This is a genomic window from Pseudomonas sp. B21-009 (genome assembly GCF_024749345.1).
Classification (GTDB): Bacteria; Pseudomonadota; Gammaproteobacteria; order Pseudomonadales; family Pseudomonadaceae; genus Aquipseudomonas.
On sequence record NZ_CP087199.1, the window covers coordinates 4,080,163 to 4,098,591 of the forward strand.

General features: G+C 63.5%; 17 protein-coding genes. 9 read left to right on the forward strand and 8 right to left on the reverse strand.

The window, feature by feature from the left end; translation table 11 throughout:
- Nucleotides 1–20: 20 nt before the first annotated feature.
- Nucleotides 21–1,163, reverse strand: a complete 1,143-nt coding sequence (gene pdxB, locus LOY34_RS18765) for a 4-phosphoerythronate dehydrogenase PdxB (RefSeq protein WP_195884691.1) — start codon at nucleotides 1,161–1,163, stop codon at nucleotides 21–23.
- Between the two features lie 142 nt (nucleotides 1,164–1,305).
- On the opposite strand from pdxB, the gene LOY34_RS18770 reads away from it, so the two are divergent.
- Nucleotides 1,306–2,703: an MATE family efflux transporter gene (locus tag LOY34_RS18770; RefSeq protein ID WP_045194955.1), complete on the forward strand. Its 1,398-nt coding sequence runs from the start codon at nucleotides 1,306–1,308 to the stop codon at nucleotides 2,701–2,703.
- Here the strand turns inward: LOY34_RS18770 and tusA are convergent.
- Both tusA and rlmM read right to left on the reverse strand, forming a co-directional pair.
- Nucleotides 2,700–2,942, reverse strand: coding sequence for a sulfurtransferase TusA (gene tusA / locus LOY34_RS18775; protein WP_045194957.1), 243 nt, complete (start codon nucleotides 2,940–2,942; stop codon nucleotides 2,700–2,702). The genes LOY34_RS18770 and tusA overlap by 4 nt on opposite strands.
- 51 nt (nucleotides 2,943–2,993) lie before the next feature.
- Nucleotides 2,994–4,058 carry a 23S rRNA (cytidine(2498)-2'-O)-methyltransferase RlmM gene (gene rlmM / locus LOY34_RS18780; RefSeq protein WP_045194959.1) on the reverse strand — a complete coding sequence of 355 codons (1,065 nt, stop codon included), beginning with the start codon at nucleotides 4,056–4,058 and terminating at the stop codon, nucleotides 2,994–2,996.
- A gap of 253 nt (nucleotides 4,059–4,311) precedes the next feature.
- On the opposite strand from rlmM, the gene acnA reads away from it, so the two are divergent.
- From acnA to LOY34_RS18795, 3 genes are all read left to right on the forward strand, one after another.
- Nucleotides 4,312–7,053, forward strand: a complete 2,742-nt coding sequence (gene acnA / locus LOY34_RS18785) for an aconitate hydratase AcnA (RefSeq protein ID WP_195884692.1) — start codon at nucleotides 4,312–4,314, stop codon at nucleotides 7,051–7,053.
- A 151-nt stretch (nucleotides 7,054–7,204) separates the two neighbouring features.
- On the forward strand, nucleotides 7,205–7,981 hold the full coding sequence (locus tag LOY34_RS18790) for a CPBP family intramembrane glutamic endopeptidase (protein WP_195884693.1): 777 nt from the start codon (nucleotides 7,205–7,207) through the stop codon (nucleotides 7,979–7,981).
- Nucleotides 7,982–8,171: 190 nt separating this feature from the next.
- Nucleotides 8,172–9,737: a PAS domain-containing methyl-accepting chemotaxis protein gene (locus tag LOY34_RS18795; RefSeq protein WP_045194965.1), complete on the forward strand. Its 1,566-nt coding sequence runs from the start codon at nucleotides 8,172–8,174 to the stop codon at nucleotides 9,735–9,737.
- A 42-nt stretch (nucleotides 9,738–9,779) separates the two neighbouring features.
- Here LOY34_RS18795 and LOY34_RS18800 read toward each other — a convergent pair whose 3' ends face one another.
- The 4 genes from LOY34_RS18800 to LOY34_RS18815 form a co-directional block, all read right to left on the reverse strand.
- On the reverse strand, nucleotides 9,780–10,667 hold the full coding sequence (locus tag LOY34_RS18800) for a pseudouridine synthase (RefSeq protein WP_195884694.1): 888 nt from the start codon (nucleotides 10,665–10,667) through the stop codon (nucleotides 9,780–9,782).
- Between the two features lie 50 nt (nucleotides 10,668–10,717).
- The gene (locus tag LOY34_RS18805) at nucleotides 10,718–11,029 is read right to left on the reverse strand and encodes a hypothetical protein (protein ID WP_045194969.1); all 312 of its coding nucleotides are present in this window, start codon (nucleotides 11,027–11,029) and stop codon (nucleotides 10,718–10,720) included.
- A 92-nt stretch (nucleotides 11,030–11,121) separates the two neighbouring features.
- Nucleotides 11,122–11,553, reverse strand: a complete 432-nt coding sequence (locus tag LOY34_RS18810) for a D-Ala-D-Ala carboxypeptidase family metallohydrolase (RefSeq protein WP_258663874.1) — start codon at nucleotides 11,551–11,553, stop codon at nucleotides 11,122–11,124.
- A gap of 93 nt (nucleotides 11,554–11,646) precedes the next feature.
- A complete protein-coding gene (locus tag LOY34_RS18815; RefSeq protein ID WP_093380717.1) occupies nucleotides 11,647–11,883 on the reverse strand; it encodes a glutaredoxin family protein in 237 nt (78 codons plus the stop codon).
- Nucleotides 11,884–12,061: 178 nt separating this feature from the next.
- Between LOY34_RS18815 and LOY34_RS18820 the strand changes: the two genes are divergently transcribed.
- A complete protein-coding gene (locus LOY34_RS18820; protein ID WP_195884696.1) occupies nucleotides 12,062–14,020 on the forward strand; it encodes a monovalent cation:proton antiporter family protein in 1,959 nt (652 codons plus the stop codon).
- Between the two features lie 5 nt (nucleotides 14,021–14,025).
- Here the strand turns inward: LOY34_RS18820 and LOY34_RS18825 are convergent, their stop codons facing one another.
- Complete coding sequence (locus tag LOY34_RS18825; protein WP_195884697.1) at nucleotides 14,026–15,234, reverse strand: ammonium transporter; 1,209 nt, start codon at nucleotides 15,232–15,234, stop codon at nucleotides 14,026–14,028.
- A 302-nt stretch (nucleotides 15,235–15,536) separates the two neighbouring features.
- On the opposite strand from LOY34_RS18825, the gene LOY34_RS18830 reads away from it, so the two are divergent.
- From LOY34_RS18830 to LOY34_RS18845, 4 genes are all read left to right on the forward strand, one after another.
- The gene (locus LOY34_RS18830; RefSeq protein ID WP_045194981.1) at nucleotides 15,537–15,851 is read left to right on the forward strand and encodes a YqjD family protein; all 315 of its coding nucleotides are present in this window, start codon (nucleotides 15,537–15,539) and stop codon (nucleotides 15,849–15,851) included.
- 9 nt (nucleotides 15,852–15,860) lie between these two features.
- Nucleotides 15,861–16,238 carry a phage holin family protein gene (locus LOY34_RS18835; RefSeq protein ID WP_045194982.1) on the forward strand — a complete coding sequence of 126 codons (378 nt, stop codon included), beginning with the start codon at nucleotides 15,861–15,863 and terminating at the stop codon, nucleotides 16,236–16,238.
- Entirely contained in the window at nucleotides 16,235–16,567 is a 333-nt protein-coding gene (locus LOY34_RS18840) for a hypothetical protein (protein ID WP_045194984.1), read from the forward strand. Before LOY34_RS18835 ends, LOY34_RS18840 begins: the two co-directional genes overlap by 4 nt.
- Nucleotides 16,568–17,006: 439 nt before the next feature.
- Nucleotides 17,007–18,338 (forward strand): deoxyguanosinetriphosphate triphosphohydrolase, encoded by a 1,332-nt coding sequence (locus LOY34_RS18845; protein ID WP_045195736.1) that lies wholly within the window; start codon nucleotides 17,007–17,009, stop codon nucleotides 18,336–18,338.
- Nucleotides 18,339–18,429: the final 91 nt, after the last annotated feature.

An 18,429-nucleotide genomic window follows, 5' to 3' on the forward strand; every position in this document is an offset into this window, starting at 1 on the left:
GGGTTTTTATTGCCCGCTATTTACACCAGCACGCCGCCCAGGGCGCGGACCAGCTGTGCCAGTTGCGGCGCTTCACCGTGCAGGCGCACGGCCAGGCCTTCGATTTCACGGCGCGGCGGGTAGTGCTTGCGCAGGTTGTCGAAGGCGGCCTTCTGCTGCGCCGGGTCGCAGCTCAAGCTGCGGCGAAAATCGGCATCGTCACGGCGCGGGTCGTACACCGCACGGCACAGGGTCGCGAGGGCCCAGGCCGGATCGGTCTCGGCCTGCAAGGCGATTTCGGCCAGCCACGGCTGTGGCAGCAGGTCGCTCAGTTGCACCTCGGCAGGTTCGCCACGCCAGGCGCAAAACGCCTGGTAGATCTGCGCGGTGCCGCGCTGCTTGCCGTCCAGGCTGTAGCCGGCAATATGCGGGGTGGCGATCACGCAGAGGTCGGCCAGGGCCAGGTCGACCTGGGGCTCGCCCTCCCAGACGTCGAGCACCGCCTGGATATCGTCGCGCTCGCGCAGCAACTGGCGTAAAGCCTGATTGTCGACCACCGGGCCGCGGCTGGCATTGATCAGCCAGGCGCCGGGGCGCAGGCGGGCCAGTTGCGCCTGGCCCAGCAGGTGCCAGGTCGGCAGCTCGCCGCTACGGGTCAGCGGGGTGTGCAGGCTAATGACGTCGCACTGCTCGATGATCTGCTCCAGGCTCACATAATCGCCACCCTCGCGCGCCTGGCGCGGCGGGTCGCACACCAGCACCTGCCAGCCAAGGCCGCGCAGCACCTCGACCAGACGCCCACCGACTTCCCCGGCGCCGACCACCCCATAGGTGCGCGCAGGCAAGCTGGCGCCGTCGAGCTCGGCCAGGGTCAGCAGGCTGCCGAGCACATAGTCGACCACCCCGCGGGCGTTGCAGCCTGGCGCGCTGGACCAGTGAATACCAGCCTCGGCGAAATAATCCAGGGCCAGGTGATCGGTGCCGATGGTGCAGGTGCCGACAAACTTCACCTGGCTGCCTTCGAGCAAAGTGCGGTCGACCTTGGTCACTGAACGCACCAGCAGCACATCGGCATCCTTGACGCAGGCGGCATCGATCGCCCGCCCGGGGTAGCGGCGGATTTCGCCAAAACCGGCAAAGAAGGCATCGAGCAGCGGGATATTCTCGTCAGCAACAATCAGCATGGCGCTCTCCTATCGGGGTGCGCAGTGTAGGCCGATACGGGTGGGGCGATCCACAGGCAGGCGAGGTTCCTGACTGCCGCGTCAAGGCGTAGACTAGCCGGCTTTGCCCATCTTTCCTGTGGACGCCTGCCTTGTGACACCGATGACCGCCGAGACCCAAACCCCCGCCCTGTCGCGCCCGACGCGGATCCGCAGCGAGCTGCGCGGCCTGCTGATGCTGGCCACGCCAATCATCATTGCCCAGTTGGCGACCACCGCCATGGGTTTTGTCGATGCGGTGATGGCCGGCCGGGTCAGCCCCCGCGACCTGGCAGCCGTGGCGCTGGGTAACTCGATCTGGATTCCGGTGTACCTGCTGATGACCGGCATCCTGCTGGCGACCACGCCCAAGGTTGCCCAGCGCTATGGCGCCGGCCAGCATGCCGAGATCGGCCCGCTGGTGCGCCAGGCATTGTGGCTGGCACTGTGCGTCGGCCTGATCGCCAGTGGCCTGCTGCTCAGCGCCGAACCGATCTTGCAGGTGATGAAAGTCGACCCGCAACTGGTGGCGCCGAGCATGGGCTATTTGCAGGGCATTGCCTTCGGCTTCCCCGGTGTCGCCCTTTATTACGTGTTGCGCTGCTACAGCGATGCCCTGGGCCGGACCCGGCCGAGCATGGTCATCGGCTTGTCCGGGCTGCTGCTGAACATTCCACTGAACTATGTACTGATTTACGGCCACTTCGGCATGCCGGCCCTGGGCGGCGTCGGTTGCGGCTGGGCCAGCGGCATCGTCATGTGGTTCATGGCCTTGAGCATGGCCGCCTGGACCCACTGGGCCCCGGCCTATGCCCGCCAGCGCGTGCTGGTGCGCCTGGACAAGCCGCAATGGCCGGTGATCAAGCGCCTGGTCGGCGTCGGCCTGCCGATCGGCATCGCGGTATTCGCCGAGTCGAGCATCTTCGCAGTGATTGCCCTGCTGATCGGCAGCCTCGGCCCGACCGTGGTGGCCGGGCACCAGATTGCCCTGAACATCAGCTCGCTGCTGTTCATGATTCCGTATTCGCTGGGGATGGCGGTGACCGTGCGGGTTGGCCAGGCGATCGGCGCCGGGCTACCGCGCCAGGCGCGCTTCGCCGCCCTGGTGGGCCTGGGTGCGGCGCTGGTGTTTGCCTGCTTCTCGGCCAGCCTGATCCTGCTGATGCGCGAGCCCATCGCCTCGATCTACACCCCGGACACGGCGGTGATCCAGATTGCCGCGATGCTGATCGTGTATGCCGCGCTGTATCAGTTCTCCGACGCCATCCAGGTGATTGCCGCCGGCGCCCTGCGCGGTTACCAGGACACCCGGGTGACCATGATCCTGACCCTGTTCGCCTACTGGGGCATCGGCTTGCCGGTGGGTTACGTGCTCGGCCTGACCGACCTGTTCGGCCCCGCAAGCGGCCCTAACGGCCTGTGGGAAGGCCTGATTGCCGGCCTTACCTGCGCGGCGCTGATGCTGGCGATTCGCTTGGCGCGCAGCAGCGCCAAGCACATTCGCCGCGCTGAAAAGCGTTAACCGAGCTTCTTGCGGATCCAGTACAGGTAAGTGCCCGCCTCTTCCTGCTGCTGGACCAGCTCATGGTCGAGGAACACGCAGAACTTGGGGATATCGCGACGGGTCGAGGGATCGGTGGCGATCACCTTGAGCAGGCCGCCGGGGGCCAGGTCGCGAATGTACTGGTGCAGCATCATCACCGGCTCCGGGCAGTTCAGGCCGGTGGCGTCGAGGATGGCATCTGGGGTGAAGTCAGTCATGTAGAACTCCGGAAACAATCAGCTATTGTCGCTCAAGCCGCTCCCACAGCCTCAGCGCGGTTTCAGATCCAGGCGCCGCAGGTGGCAGGTCACTTCCTCACGGTCGTGATACAGCTGCTTGCAGCCAATCGAGACCTTGACCTTGCGCGCCTTGAAGCCCTCTTCGATGCGCTCGAGCAGGCGCCGCACTTCGGCGTAACGCTGCTTCATCGGCAGCTTGAGGTTGACCACCGCCTCGCGGCACAAGCCCTCGCCGAGCCAGGTTTCCAGCAAGGCGGCACTGCGCGCCGGCTTCTCGACGATGTCACAGACCATCCAGTCCACGGTCTGCCTAGGCTTGTAGGTAAAGCCGTCGGCCATCAGGTGCTGGACCAGGCCGGTGTCCATCAGGCTCTCAGCCATCGGCCCGTTGTCGATGGCGGTCACCAGCATGCCGCGCTTGACCAGTTGGTAAGTCCAGCCGCCCGGCGCAGCGCCCAGGTCAACCCCGGTCATGTCATCGGACAGGCGCGCATCCCACTGATCGCGAGGGATGAAGTGGTGCCAGGCCTCTTCCAGCTTGAGGGTTGAACGGCTCGGCGCTTCGCGGGGGAACTTCAGGCGCGGAATACCCATCGGCCACATCGCCGAGTTATCCGCCGCCGCCAGGCCGACAAACACCCGCCGGCCGCTGACGAAGGTCAGCAGCAATCGTGGTTTGTGCGCATCCTCAACCAGGCGCCCGGCCTTGCTCAGGGCCTTGCGCAACGGCACTTCGAACTTGCGACAGAAGGTCGACAGCTCTTTGCCATCGTTGGTGTCCATCACCTCCAGCCACAGGCTGCCACACTGCGGGTAATCGGCCAGGGCCTCGAGCAGAACGCTGATGCGGTCGGTTTCCGGCAGCTCGATGAACGCGCCGCGGGCCCATTGCCGGGGGAAGATCAGCTGGGCAAAACGCAGCTCGCGCATCAGTTGCTCGGCACCTTCGGCGTCGTTGCAGATGAACTCGGCGCAGGCGCTCTGCGGCTTGGCCTTGGCATAGCCGGCGACATTCAGGCGCGCGGCGTGCTCGGCGATTTCGGCACAGACTTCGCTCTCGAAACCGGGCCGGCAATGCATAAACAGGGTATTCATCTTCACTCCAGGACGGCTGACGGCCATTACCGCCAACCCTGACCGGGCGCAATACGCAGCGCCGGTAAATCGGCGAATGATAAAGGAAGATCGGAACCTGCGACACTTCCGGCCGGTCCAGTACATGGTCAGGTCCGCCAAACAGGGCTACCCTGACCGTTCAGCCAGGTCCGTGCCGTGCGGACTGTCACAGAGGCGGTGAACCGGCGACAGCAGGGAAGATTGCCGATCACCGGCGCAGAAGGAGTTGGTAATGCCCTCGCTCGATAGCCTGAAAACCCTCAAGACCCTGACGGTCGATGATCGTCTCTACCACTATTACAGCCTGCCCGACGCCGCCCACAGCCTCGGCGACCTGCAGCGCCTGCCGATGTCGCTGAAAGTGCTGCTGGAAAACCTGCTGCGCTGGGAAGACGGCAAGACCGTCACCAGCGGCGACCTTTCGGCGCTGGCCAACTGGCTCAAGGAGCGGCGTTCCGACCGCGAAATCCAGTACCGCCCGGCGCGGGTGCTGATGCAGGACTTTACCGGCGTACCGGCGGTGGTCGACCTCGCCGCCATGCGCGCGGCCATGGCCAAGGCCGGCGGCGACCCGCAGCGGATCAACCCGTTATCGCCGGTGGACCTGGTCATCGATCACTCGGTGATGGTCGACCGCTACGCCAGCCAGCAGGCCTTTGCCCAGAACGTCGACATCGAAATGCAGCGCAACGGCGAACGCTACGCCTTCCTGCGCTGGGGCCAGAATGCTTTCGACAACTTCAGCGTGGTGCCGCCGGGCACCGGTATCTGCCACCAGGTCAACCTCGAGTACCTGGGGCGCACCGTCTGGACCCGTGAAGAAGACGGGCGCACCTACGCCTTCCCCGACACCCTGGTCGGCACCGACTCGCACACCACCATGATCAACGGCCTGGGCGTGCTCGGCTGGGGCGTCGGCGGTATCGAGGCGGAGGCTGCAATGCTCGGCCAGCCGGTGTCGATGCTGATCCCGGAAGTGATCGGTTTCAAGCTGACCGGCAAGCTGCGCGAAGGCATCACCGCCACCGACCTGGTGCTGACCGTCACGCAGATGCTGCGTAAAAAGGGCGTGGTCGGCAAATTCGTCGAGTTCTACGGCGACGGCCTGGCCGACCTGCCCCTGGCTGACCGCGCCACCATCGCCAATATGGCACCGGAGTATGGCGCCACTTGCGGCTTCTTCCCGGTCGACCAGATCACCCTCGATTACCTGCGCCTGTCGGGCCGTCCTGAAGCCACGGTGAAACTGGTCGAGGCTTACTGCAAAGCCCAGGGCCTGTGGCGCCTACCCGGCCAGGAGCCGGTGTTCACCGACGCCCTGGCCCTGGACATGAACGAAGTCGAAGCGAGCCTGGCCGGGCCCAAGCGCCCGCAAGACCGTGTCGCCCTGGGCAATGTCAGCCAGGCCTTCGATGACTTCATCGGCCTGCAACTCAAGCCCTCGAGCAAGGAAGAAGGTCGCCTTGAAAGCGAAGGCGGTGGCGGCGTGGCGGTGGGCAATGCCGACCAGGCCGGTGAAGTCAGCTATGAATACCAGGGCCAGCAACACCTGCTCAGAAACGGCGCGGTGGTGATCGCGGCGATCACCTCCTGCACCAACACCTCCAACCCCAGCGTGATGATGGCAGCCGGGCTGGTGGCGAAAAAGGCAGTGGAAAAAGGCCTGCAGCGCAAGCCCTGGGTCAAGAGCTCGCTGGCCCCCGGCTCCAAGGTGGTTACCGACTACTACAAGGCCGCCGGCCTGACCCAATACCTCGACGCCTTGGGCTTCGACCTGGTGGGCTATGGCTGCACCACCTGCATCGGCAACTCCGGCCCGCTGGACGACGCCATCGAAAAAGCCATCACCAGCGCCGACCTCACCGTCGCCTCGGTGCTCTCGGGCAACCGCAACTTCGAGGGCCGCGTGCACCCGCTGGTGAAAACCAACTGGCTGGCCTCGCCACCGCTGGTGGTCGCCTATGCCCTGGCCGGCAGCGTGCGCGTGGATATCAGCCGCGAACCGCTGGGCGTCGGCAAGGATGGCCAGCCGGTGTACCTGCGCGACATCTGGCCCAGCCAGAAAGAAATTGCCGACGCCGTGGCCAGCGTCGATACCGCGATGTTCCACAAGGAGTACGCCGAGGTGTTTGCCGGCGACGCCCAATGGCAAGCCATCGAAGTACCGCAGGCGGCCACCTATGTCTGGCAGGACGATTCCACCTACATCCAGCATCCGCCGTTCTTTGACGACATTACCGGGCCGCTGCCGGTCATCGAGGATATTCACGGCGCCAGGGTCCTGGCCCTGCTGGGCGATTCGGTGACCACCGACCACATTTCCCCGGCCGGCAACATCAAGGCCGACAGCCCGGCCGGACGTTACCTGCGGGAGAAAGGCGTCGAGCCGCGCGACTTCAACTCCTACGGCTCACGCCGGGGCAACCATGAAGTGATGATGCGCGGCACCTTCGCCAATATCCGCATTCGCAACGAGATGCTCGGCGGTGAAGAAGGCGGCAATACTCTCTATGTGCCCAGCGGCGAGAAGATGGCGATCTACGACGCGGCCATGCGCTACCAGGCCGATCGCACGCCACTGGTGGTGATTGCCGGCCAGGAATACGGCACCGGCTCCAGCCGCGACTGGGCCGCCAAGGGCACCAACCTGCTGGGGGTCAAGGCAGTGCTGGCGGAGAGCTTCGAACGCATCCACCGCTCCAACCTGGTGGGCATGGGCGTGTTGCCGTTGCAGTTCAAGTCCGGGCAGAACCGCAAGAGCCTGGCCCTGGACGGCCGCGAGCGCATCGACATTCTTGGCCTGAGCCATGCACAGGTGCAGCCGCACATGACCCTGAACCTGAAGATCACCCGCGAGGACGGTCGCCAGGAGCAGATCGAAGTGCTGTGCCGCATCGATACCCTCAATGAAGTGGAGTACTTCAAGGCCGGCGGGATTCTTCACTATGTACTGCGGCAATTGATCGCAGCCTGAAGTAACGGCCCGGTCCCTGTGACCGGGCCTTTGCCTGATGGAGCAGACCACGTACGATAAGCAGTAATGGCCAATGGATGGCCGAGTGGCGTGTCCTCGATTGTAAAAGCGCAGTCGAAGGTTTCACGTTTTGCTATTCAAAGGATGTCTCATGCTTGCCCCGCAATGGATCGGCCTGGCGCTGCTCGGCCTCGGTTACCTCTTCGCCCTGCTCAAGGGCAACCTCGGCCTGCTGGCCCTGCCCACCCTGATTGCCCTGCTGTGTGCAGGCTTGCTGGTACGCCGCGCGAGCCTCTGGCAAAAGCTGGTCGGCCATGCCCTGTTCGTGCTCCTGGCCTTTGCCCTGGCCCTGCACATGCTGCCCGGTTTCAGCGGCGCCAAGGTCATCGACAAGGTGCGTTTTAGCAGCGAAGCCCTGCCCTTCTCCATGTACCTGAACCTCGACAAGCCGCTGATCGGCTTCTGGCTGCTGCTGGCGTGCCCTTGGGTGCTGGCTCTGAAGAACAAGCGCCCACTGGCGAGCCTGGCCTGGACCTTGCCATTGGTCATCGCGGTCTGCCTGGGCGGCGCCTGGTTGCTGGCAATGATCGCCTGGGCGCCGAAGTGGCCTGAACAGGCGTGGATCTGGGCCATGAACAACCTGCTGCTGGTGTGCCTGACCGAAGAGTTGCTGTTTCGCGGCTACATCCAGGGCGGCCTGCAACGCCTGCTGAAAAACCAGACCCTGGCCCTGCTGCTGGCCGCCAGCCTGTTCGGCCTGGCCCATCTTGGTGGCGGCTGGCAATGGATGCTGCTGGCTGGGCTTGCCGGTGTCGGCTACGGCCTGGCGTACCGTTATGGCGGTATTTTCGCCGCAGTACTCTGCCATTTCGGCCTGAACCTGGCGCATTTCGCCGGTTTCAGTTACCCGATGCTGGCGCCGTTGTGAACTTGCGGTCATTAGCTGACTTTTGTGTCAAAAACATGAAAGAATGCAGCTAATTTGTTGAACTTTGCACGAGTGACTTAGCGCAGGTCAGATCAGGACTCATTGATCGAAATCAAGCCCTGCAAATATTCATTCAACAAAACCCCCGGCGTGCCGATACCTCTCGAAAGCCTTGCGGATTGAACAGCTAATGCGTAACAACCAGCCGATTACCCAGCGCGAACGGACTTTCCCAGCTCAGCAACGGTTGATTTCGACCACTGATGCCAAGGGCGTGATCACTTACTGCAACGACGCCTTCGTCGAAATCAGCGGCTTCTCCCGCGAGGAGCTGATGCGCGCACCGCACAACCTGGTCCGCCACCCGGATGTGCCGCCTGCTGTGTTTGCGCATATGTGGACCACGCTCAAGCAAGGCCTGCCATGGATGGGCATCGTCAAGAACCGCTGCAAGTCGGGTGACCATTACTGGGTCAACGCCTATGTTACGCCGGTGTTCGAGAGCAACCAGGTGGTGGGCTTCGAATCGGTGCGGGTCAAGCCCACCGCCGAACAGGTACGCCGCGCCGAAGCGCTGTACCAGCGCATCAACCAGGGCAAGCCGGCCATTCCGCGCCGCGACAAGTGGCTGCCCGTGGTGCAGGACTGGCTGCCGTTCATCCTCATCAGCCAGATCGGCTTCCTGATCGGCAACTGGCTAGGCCATTCCTGGGGCTTTGCCCTGGCCGCCGGCCTTTCGGTGCCGCTCGGCCTGCTTGGCCTGAGCTGGCAGCAACGCGGCCTCAAGCGCCTGCTGCGCCTGGCCGAACAAGCCACTTCCGACCCGCTGATCGCGCAGATGTACACCGACAGCCGCGGCGTGCAGGCGCGCCTGGAAATGGCCATGCTCAGCCAGGATGCGCGGATGAAAACCTGCCTGACCCGCCTGCAGGATACCGCCGAGCACCTCAACGAGCAGGCGCGCCAGTCCGACACCCTGGCCCACAACAGCTCCTCGGGCCTGGAACGCCAGCGCGTGGAAACCGAACAGGTTGCCGCCGCCGTCAACCAGATGGCCGCCACCACCCAGGAAGTGGCCAACCACGTCCAGCGCACGGCCGATGCCACTCAGGAAGCCAATCGCCTGACCGGGCGCGGCCGTGACATCGCCGGGGAAACCCGCGAAGCCATCCAGCGCCTGTCGGCTGCCGTCGGCGAGACCGGCCTGACCGTGACTCAGCTGGCTCGCGACAGCGACGAAATCGGTGGCGTGGTCGATGTGATCAAGGGCATTGCCGACCAGACCAACCTGCTGGCCCTGAACGCCGCCATCGAAGCGGCCCGGGCCGGTGAGATGGGCCGCGGCTTTGCCGTAGTGGCCGACGAAGTGCGCCAGCTGGCGCAACGCACCGCCGAATCCACCGGGCAGATCCACGGCCTGATCGCCAAACTGCAACAGACTGCCAACAGCGCCGTGCAGACCATGGAAAGCGGTCATCGCCAGGCTGAAGAAGGCGTTGCACGGGTAATGGAAGCCGACCAGGCATTGGTCGGCATCAGCGAAGCGGTAGCCAACATCACCGACATGGCCACGCAAATTGCTGCTGCCACTGAAGAGCAGACTGCGGTGGCCGACGAGATCAGCCGCAACATCAGTACCATCGCCCAACTGGCCGACCAGACCTCGGAACAGGCCCAGCACTCGGCGCTGCTCAGCGAAGAACTGACCCGCACCGCCACCAGCCAGTACTCGCTGGTGGAACGCTTCAACCGCTAAGCCCGGCCGCGCATCGCCATTGGCGGTGCGCGGCTCCCCGCCTTACCAGTCGAGCGTCAGCCGGCTTTCAAAGTATCGCTCTGCACCGCTCAACGGGTCATTGAAACGCAGGCTGTGCGCCAGCAGTTTCAGCGGCTTGCTGTAGTCGTCCGGCCCCTGAACGATGTCCGGATAGAACGGATCGTTGCAAATGCTCGCGCCCAGGGCGGTCATGTGCACGCGCAGCTGGTGCGTCTTGCCGGTCACCGGCGACAGCCCGTAGCGCCACAGCTCGCCATTCTTCTCCAGCACCTGGGCGAGGGTTTCGCTGTTGCTCACCCCTTCCACTTCCTGCATGCGGAAGAACGGCTCGCCATTGACCAGGCGACTTTTGTGCACCAGTGGAAACTCACGCGCGGGCAAGGCGCGGGCGATGGCCTGGTAGCGCTTGTCGATCTGCCGGTTGGGAAACAGCGACTGATAGGCCGAACGGCTCTGCGGGTTGGCCGAGAACAGCACCAGCCCGGCGGTGTGCCGGTCGATGCGGTGCAAGGGCACCAGGTGGGGATTGTCCAGGCGGCGGATCAGCCGGCGCAGCAAGGTCTGCTCGACATATTCGCCGGTCGGGGTGACTGGCAGGAAATGCGGCTTGTCGGCAACCACCAGGTGCTCATCGATGTGCAGGATGGCCTCTTCGACCGGGATCGGTTTTTCGTTCGGCACTTCACGAAAGTAGTGAATGCGCAGGCCCGGACGGTAGGCAAGCGCGGCATTGATCGGCGCACCCTGGGCATCGAGCACCCGGCCGCGGGCGATACGATCGAGCCACTGCTCGCGACCGATGGCCTTGAAGTGCTCGCTCAGGCAATCGACCACCGTCGCCCAGTTGCCGGGCGGCAGGCAGACAGTACTGGCTTGATGCTGTGCCGGATCGAAGGGAGGCGTGGCCATGGGAACACTCAGGACGAAAGGACCGGGCATTATCGCCCATGCCCGCCCGCTCAGCCAGCTTCGGTGGCTGCAGCCTCGGTGAACTCCTTGAGCCAGCGCAGCACCTCGACCGCCTCCCAGCGGCCGGGGTCGTAAAGGGCGTACAACAACCCCTGGTAACCGACCACATCCAGCGGCCGGTGGTAACCCGCGCGCTGGAACAGCGCCTCGATCTCGGCGAAGCAGGTATTGAAATGCACTTTATTGAACGGCGTCTTGCCTTCCAGCACCAGGCCGTCAAGGCGCAACTCGAGCACCGCTTCACTCACGACCTCGACAGCCATGCGATTGACGGAGTATTTCAGTTGTTCGACATTGACCATTGATCCGGACCCTCGACGCAAGCGCCATCCCTTTACTGTATTTATATACAGCATATTCAGAGAAGTCGCCTGCGTCAATCAGACGACAGCTGTCAGACCAGACCCGGCAGGTAGCCACTACCGCGGCGAATGGTCAGCACCTGACGGCGTGGCACTTGCGTGCTGAGGCCAAAGTGCACCCACTGGTCGTATTCGAGGATCAACTGATCGAACATCACCTCACTGTCCTTGATTCGCCTGGCCAGTTCGCTCGGCGCCAGCCCGGTCACCTTGATATCCACCGCCAGGCCGAGGGTATGCGCACTCCTGGGCGAGCCACCGATTGCCTTGTTGAGGGCCTGCGAACGGTAGCCGCTGCTGACTCTAATCGGCCGGCCGACCAGGCTGCGAACCTCTTCAAGTACAGTGCACAGTCGTTGCAGGTTACTGATGACCTGCGCTTCGGGGTTATTGTCGATACCACGACGAGCGGCAGTCTCCGAGGTAATCATCTCGGCGAGGGAAAAATGTGCGGACAGCTGCATGGGACCATTCCTTGGCATTGTGTATTCGCCAGGGATTGTCCTCGCACCCTTGAATCAACGCACGACAGGAAGCCGCTCCCCGCGCCCCCTGCTTTACTGCAAGAAGGTCACCACCTGTTCAGGGTCAAACGGCCAGTTCAACTCTGCACCGGTATCACATCTACGCAGCACCGGAATGCGCAAGCCATAGGTGTCGATCATCCCCTCGTGCTCGGCGATATCGACCAGTTCGACCATCAGGCCATGCTCGACAAACGGCATCAGCAGCGCCTCGGCCACTTCGCACAGGTGACAGCCCAAGGTGCCGAACAATTGGCATTCAGGAGGCATTTATGGGTACCAGCATCTGTAGGAACGGATCATTATTCTAGGTCTGCAATCGGGGCCAGTCGAGCGCCGCCCCTGAAGCCGGCCAACGGCAATGAAGTGCTGATGTACATCAACGGCCAAATCGCGTAAGTCGTTCAGACTTAATGGTTTTTCCGCTGTTTTCGCAAGGGAGTGTTTTGTGTTTGCCAACCTGTTGATCATCCTGGCCTCATCGCTGGTCGTCATCGCGTTCTTCCGGCGCCTGAAGTTGCCACCGGTACTTGGCTATTTGTGTGTCGGCCTGTTCGTCGGCCCTACCGCCCTGGACTGGGTCAACGAAAGCGAAGAGCTGCCGGACCTGGCTGAAATGGGTGTGGTGTTTTTGCTGTTTTCCCTGGGACTGGAATTTTCCCTGTCGAAAATGCTCGCCTTGCGCAAGGTGGTGTTTGGCCTCGGCAGCCTGCAGGTGATCTGCACCAGCATCCTCCTCGCCGGCCTGCTGGTGCTGCTCGGCATGCAACCCAACGTCGCCCTGATGCTCGGCGCAGGCCTGGCGCTGTCGTCGACGGCGATCGTCAGCAAGGAGCTGACCAGCCTTGGCGAAATCTTCAGCAGCCATGGCCAGAATGCCATCGGCGTGCTGCTGTTCCAGGACGTGGTGGCGGTGCTGCTGCTGACCCTGGTCCCGGTGATTGCCGGTCAAGGCGGCCAGGCCTGGTACTGGGCTTTGCCGCTGACCCTGGGCAAGACCGTGATCCTCTTCTTCGGCCTGCTGCTGGCCAGCCGCTGGCTGCTGCCGCGGCTGTTCCATGAGGTGGCCAGCTCGCACTCAGCTGAGCTGTTCGTCTTGCTGGCGCTAGTGATCGTGCTGTTGACCGCCTGGCTGACCCACCTGCTGGGGTTGTCCCCGGCCCTGGGCGCGTTTCTCGCTGGCATGTTGCTGGGTGAAAGCAATTATCGCCATCAGATCGAAGCCGATATCCGCCCGTTCCGCGACATTTTGCTCGGGCTGTTCTTCGTCAGTATCGGCATGCTCATCGACCTGCAGTTGTTCGCCAGCCACGGCTGGCAACTGCTTGCCCTGACCCTCGCCCTGCTGCTGATCAAAGGTGTGGTGGTGGCCGCCCTGGTGCGCTTGCGCGGCAGTGATGCCGAGACCGCCTGGCGCAGCGGCCTGGCCCTGGCCCAGGGTGGCGAGTTCTGTTTCGCCCTGATGGCGCAGATGCAACAGACCCGCCTGCTGCCAGAAGAGCTGGGCAACCTGCTACTGGCCGCGACCTTCTGCTCGATGCTGGTCACCCCGCTACTGCTGCGCGCAGCGCCGAGCATCGCCGCCCGCCTGCACCGCAAGCCCAACCAGGAGATCCACCTGGAAGAGATCGAAGCGCAAAGCGCGGCAATGAATGGCCACGTGCTGATCTGCGGCTACGGCCGCGTCGGCCAATCGATCGGGCGATTCCTGCGGCGCGAGAACATCGCCTTCATTGCCCTGGATGACGACCCAGTGCGCGTTCAGGAAGCTGCCGCCGGGGAAAACTGCGTGCATTACGGCGACTCGCGGCGCGGCGAACTGCTCACCGCCATCGGCCTTGAACGCGCGCGCCTGCTGGTGATTGCCGTGGACAAGACCGACATTGCCCTGAGCGTGTTGAAAGCCGCCCGCGAGCGGCACGCCCAGGTGCAGATCCTGGTGCGAACCCGTGATGACAGCCAGCGTGAAGAACTGCGCGCCGCCGGCGCCACCGCGGTGGTCCCGGAGCTGCTTGAATCCAGCCTGATGCTGGCCTCCCACGCCCTGGTCATGCTCGGCCTGCCGCAAGAGCAGGTGCAGCAGCGTGTCGATGAAGTGCGCAAAACCCGCTACCGCTTGCTGCATGCCTTCTACCATGGCGCCCAGACCAGCCCGGTCGACAGCGAGGGCCTGCCCAAGGCGATGATGCACGCAGTCAACCTCGGCGCCGAAGCCTACGCCTGCGGCCGTCCCTTGAGCGAGCTGGGCCTGGAGCAACTGGGCGTTGAGTTGCAGGCGGTACAGCGCCAGGGCGAGGAGCTGAATGTCGACACCGGCACCTGCCTGCACGCCGGCGATGCCGTATTGGTCAGCGGCCCATTGAGCGCGGTAGAAGCCTGCGAGGCGCGCTTGCTCGCCGGGCGCTGAGCCGTTCAGTCCTGACTGGTGGCGCCGATCTTGTGAATCGACAGGTCGGCGCCGTAGTACTCCTGCTCCTGACTCAGGCGCAAGCCGTGCAGCAACTTGATGCTGCCATATACGGCAAAGCCACCGAGCAACGCCACCAGCACCCCGGCCAGGCTGCCGATCAGCTGGCTGGCCAGGCTCACCCCACCCAAACCACCCAGCGCGCTCTGACCGAAGACTCCACAGGCGATCCCGCCCCATACCCCGCACAAACCATGCAGCGGCCACACGCCCAGTACGTCGTCGATCTTCCAGGTGTTCTGCGCGGCAATAAAACACCAGACAAACAAGGCCCCGGCAATCGCCCCGGTGGCCAGCGCCCCCACCGGGTGCATCAGGTCAGAACCTGCGCACACCGCCACCAGCCCGGCCAGCGGGCCGTTGTGCAGGAAGCCCGGGTCGTTACGCCCGACCAGCAAGGCGGCGACAGTACCGCCGACCATGGCCATCAAGGAATTGACCGCCACCAGGCCACTAACCCCTTGCAGGGTTTGCGCGCTCATGACGTTGAAGCCGAACCAGCCGACAATCAGAATCCACGATCCCAGGGCAAGAAACGGAATATTCGACGGCGCAAAGGCCACCAGCTTGCCGTCGCGATAGCGGCCGTTGCGCGGCCCCAGCAACAATACCGCCGCCAGCGCCAGCCAGCCGCCCATGGCATGCACCACCACGGAGCCGGCAAAGTCATGAAAGCCTGCGCCAAAGCGTGCCGTCAGCCAGGCTTGCAGGCCGAAGTTGCCATTCCAGACGATACCTTCGAAAAACGGATAGACGAAGGCAACGATCAGCACCGTGGCGCACAATTGCGGGGCAAAGCGCGCCCGCTCGGCAATGCCACCGGAGATAATCGCCGGAATGGCTGCGGCAAAGGTCAACAGGAAGAAGAACTTCACCAGGCTATAGCCATGCTCCTGGCTCAATACCTGGGCCGGCTGGAGAAAACTCACGCCATAGGAAATCCAGTAGCCGACAAAAAAGTACGCCAGGGTCGAGACGGCAAAGTCGCTGAGAATCTTCGACAAGGCGTTGACCTGGTTCTTGTGCCGCACCGTGCCCACCTCGAGGAAGGCGAAGCCTGCGTGCATGGCCAGGACCATCACCGCCCCCAGCAGGATGAACAGCGTGTTGGAACCGTGGACCAGGGTGTCCACCGCGCTTTGCAAATTTTCCATGGAGTCGGCAGGCCTGCAAAAAAAAGCACCAAGACAGCCCAGAAGTACTCCTTGGCGCACCAGCCTGGATCGTTGTGACGGCCACCTCCCTGGCCGATCCGGGTGATACGGGAGTTTTTCCTTGGGTTTGTCGTGGATTGGGTTAAGGTTTACAGGTCCGGTAAGGGCCCGCGCCCACAATCGGCGCGGGCACCGGTCCTGGCGCACCAAGGCAAAGCAAAAGCTGTACCAGCCAATTGCACTTGAACCTTCGCCCGCGCCCACGACTCGAAATAGCCACACACACTGTTAGGGAGAGCCCCATGGCCAGCAAATCGGCAAAGACTGCTCAAGACATATTGATGGCTGACTTCCAGGCCCTGGTACGCGATACCGAGAAGCTGCTGGAACACACTGCAACCCTGGCCGGCGATCAGGCCGACGACCTGCGCGAGCAGATCCACGACAGCCTGCTGCGCGCCCGGGAAACCCTGCAACTGACCCAGGACTCGGTCCGCGAGCGCGGCCAGGCGGCCCTGAGCGCCACCGAAGACTACGTGCAGAGCAACCCCTGGCAGTCGATCGGCATTGCCGCCGGCGTAGGGTTTCTGATCGGCCTGTTGGCCACTCGCCGCTGAGGACCGAGCATGGAAAGCGAACCACTGGCCGGTGCCGGCCCCTCCAGCAAGCGCCTGGGCGCGGCAGTACTGGGCCTGTTGCATGGGCATGTCGAATTGTTCGGCATCGAACTGCAGGAGCAGAAAGCCCGAACCCTGAGCCTGCTGCTGTTCGCCGGGCTGGCCCTGGTGTTTGCCCTGCTGCTGTTGACCGCCCTCTCCGGCCTGGTGCTGGTGATGCTCTGGGACAGCTACCGCCTGGCCGGCATCATCGGCCTGTGCGTGTTTTACGGGCTTGCCGCAGTGTTTTGCGGCCTGCGCCTGAAGGCAGCGGTGTTCGATGAATCGTCGCCGTTCAGCTCGACCCTCGAAGAACTTGCCAAGGACCGGGAGCGCCTGTTGCCATGAGCCTGCCAGAACTGCCGCAAACCACCAACCGCCGCGAATTGCGCAAGGCCCTGGTACGCCTGCGCCTGGAGATGCACCGCCAGGAAATTCGCCACGAATCCGGGCAACTGCTCAACCCCCTGACCCGCTTGCGCGCCATGGGCGATTCGCTGCAAGGCGGCCTGGGCATCAAGCACGCGCCGCTGTGGGGTATTGGCGCCGTGGTCCTGCTGGGTTTCCTGACCGGCAAAGGCGCCCGCAGCGGCAGCGTCAGCCGCCTGGTGCGCCTGGGCACCAGCTTGATTCCATTGTTGAAACTGGCCATGCAAGGGGCTGGTAGCAAGCGTTAAAAAGCAAGAGCGAAGCGCATTGCGACCTTGATCTTGATCTTGATCTTGATCTTGATCTTGATCTTGATCTTGATCTGCTTTTGATCTTGATCCACTGGCCCCGTTAACCAGAAGGGCCGAGTGCAGGTGTTGCGAAGGGGCGAGTGCGCAGCACCTTCGGCGTTAGCCGAAGTTGCGAAACGTAGAGTTGCTTGCAACTCGAAGTTCGCAATGCCCCGTAGCGACACCGGAGCGAGGGAACCCGAAGCGCAGCGCAGGGCCCACTGGTGGGGCGAGAATTTTTGCTTACTTTTTTTTCGACTGAAAAAAGTAAGCCGCCGTAAGGGCGGAAGGGGCCCGCAGATCCCCCACCCCAAACGGATAAGCCCACCAAGCCACTTGCACCCCCAGCGCCAAACCCCGAAGCTACCCCCCTGCCCCCCGCACCGGAGAAATGGCCTTGGATTGGCACACCCTGCTCACCCGCGAACGCCTCGGCAAACCCCTGCACAGCCCCGAAGAACTCGGCCGCAGCCCGTTCCACAAAGACCACGACCGGATCATCTTCTCCGGCGCCTTCCGCCGCCTGGGGCGCAAAACCCAGGTTCATCCGGTGTCCAGCAACGACCACATCCACACCCGCCTGACCCACTCCCTGGAAGTCAGCTGCGTCGGCCGCTCATTGGGCATGCGCGTCGGCGAAACCCTGCGCGCCAGCCTGCCGCAATGGTGCGAACCCAGCGACCTGGGCATGGTCGTGCAGTCCGCCTGCCTGGCCCATGACATCGGCAACCCGCCGTTCGGCCACTCCGGCGAAGACGCCATCCGCCACTGGTTCCAGCAGGCCGCCGGGCGTGGCTGGCTCGACGCCATGAGCGAGGCCGAACGCGCCGACTTCCTCAACTTCGAAGGCAACGCCCAGGGCTTTCGCGTGCTTACCCAGCTCGAATACCACCAGTTCGACGGCGGCACCCGGCTGACCTATGCCACCCTCGGCACCTACCTAAAGTACCCCTGGACCGCCCGCCATGCCGACGCCCTGGGCTACAAGAAGCACAAGTTCGGCTGTTACCAGAGCGAACTGGTGCTGCTTGAACAGATCGCCCGCAAGCTCGGTCTGCCGCAGCTTGAAGAGCAACGCTGGGCGCGTCATCCGCTGGTGTACCTGATGGAGGCCGCCGATGACATCTGCTATGCGCTGATCGACCTCGAGGACGGCCTGGAAATGGACCTGCTCGACTATGCCGAGGTCGAGTCGCTGTTGCTCAGCCTGGTGGGCGACGACCTGCCGGAAACCTATCGCCAGCTGGGCCCCGACGATTCGCGCCGACGCAAGCTGGCGATCCTGCGTGGCAAGGCCATCGAACATCTGACCAACGCCGCCGCACGCGCCTTTGTCGAGCAACAGGACGCCCTGCTGGCCGGCACCCTAGGCGGCGATCTGGTCGAACACATGCACGGCCCGGCCAAACGTTGCGTGCTGCAGGCCAAGGACATTGCGCGCAAGAAAATCTTCCAGGATAAACGCAAGACCCTGCACGAAATTGGCGCCTACACCACCCTGGAGATTTTGCTCAACTCGTTCTGTGGGGCGGCCCTTGAGCAACATGGCGGACGCACGCCGTCGTTCAAAAGCCGGCGCATCCTCGACCTGCTCGGCAAGAACGCACCCGACCCTGACGCCTCGCTGCACAGCTCGTTCCTGCGCATGATCGACTTCATCGCCGGGATGACCGACAGCTATGCCAGCGAAATGGCCCGCGAAATGACCGGCCGCTCAAGCCCGACCTGATCGCGACCACAGCGTACTGCCCGGCATTCGGGCAGTGCGATTTCGCCGATAAGACGTGAGAAACCACCTACACACTGCAAACAACAATAAA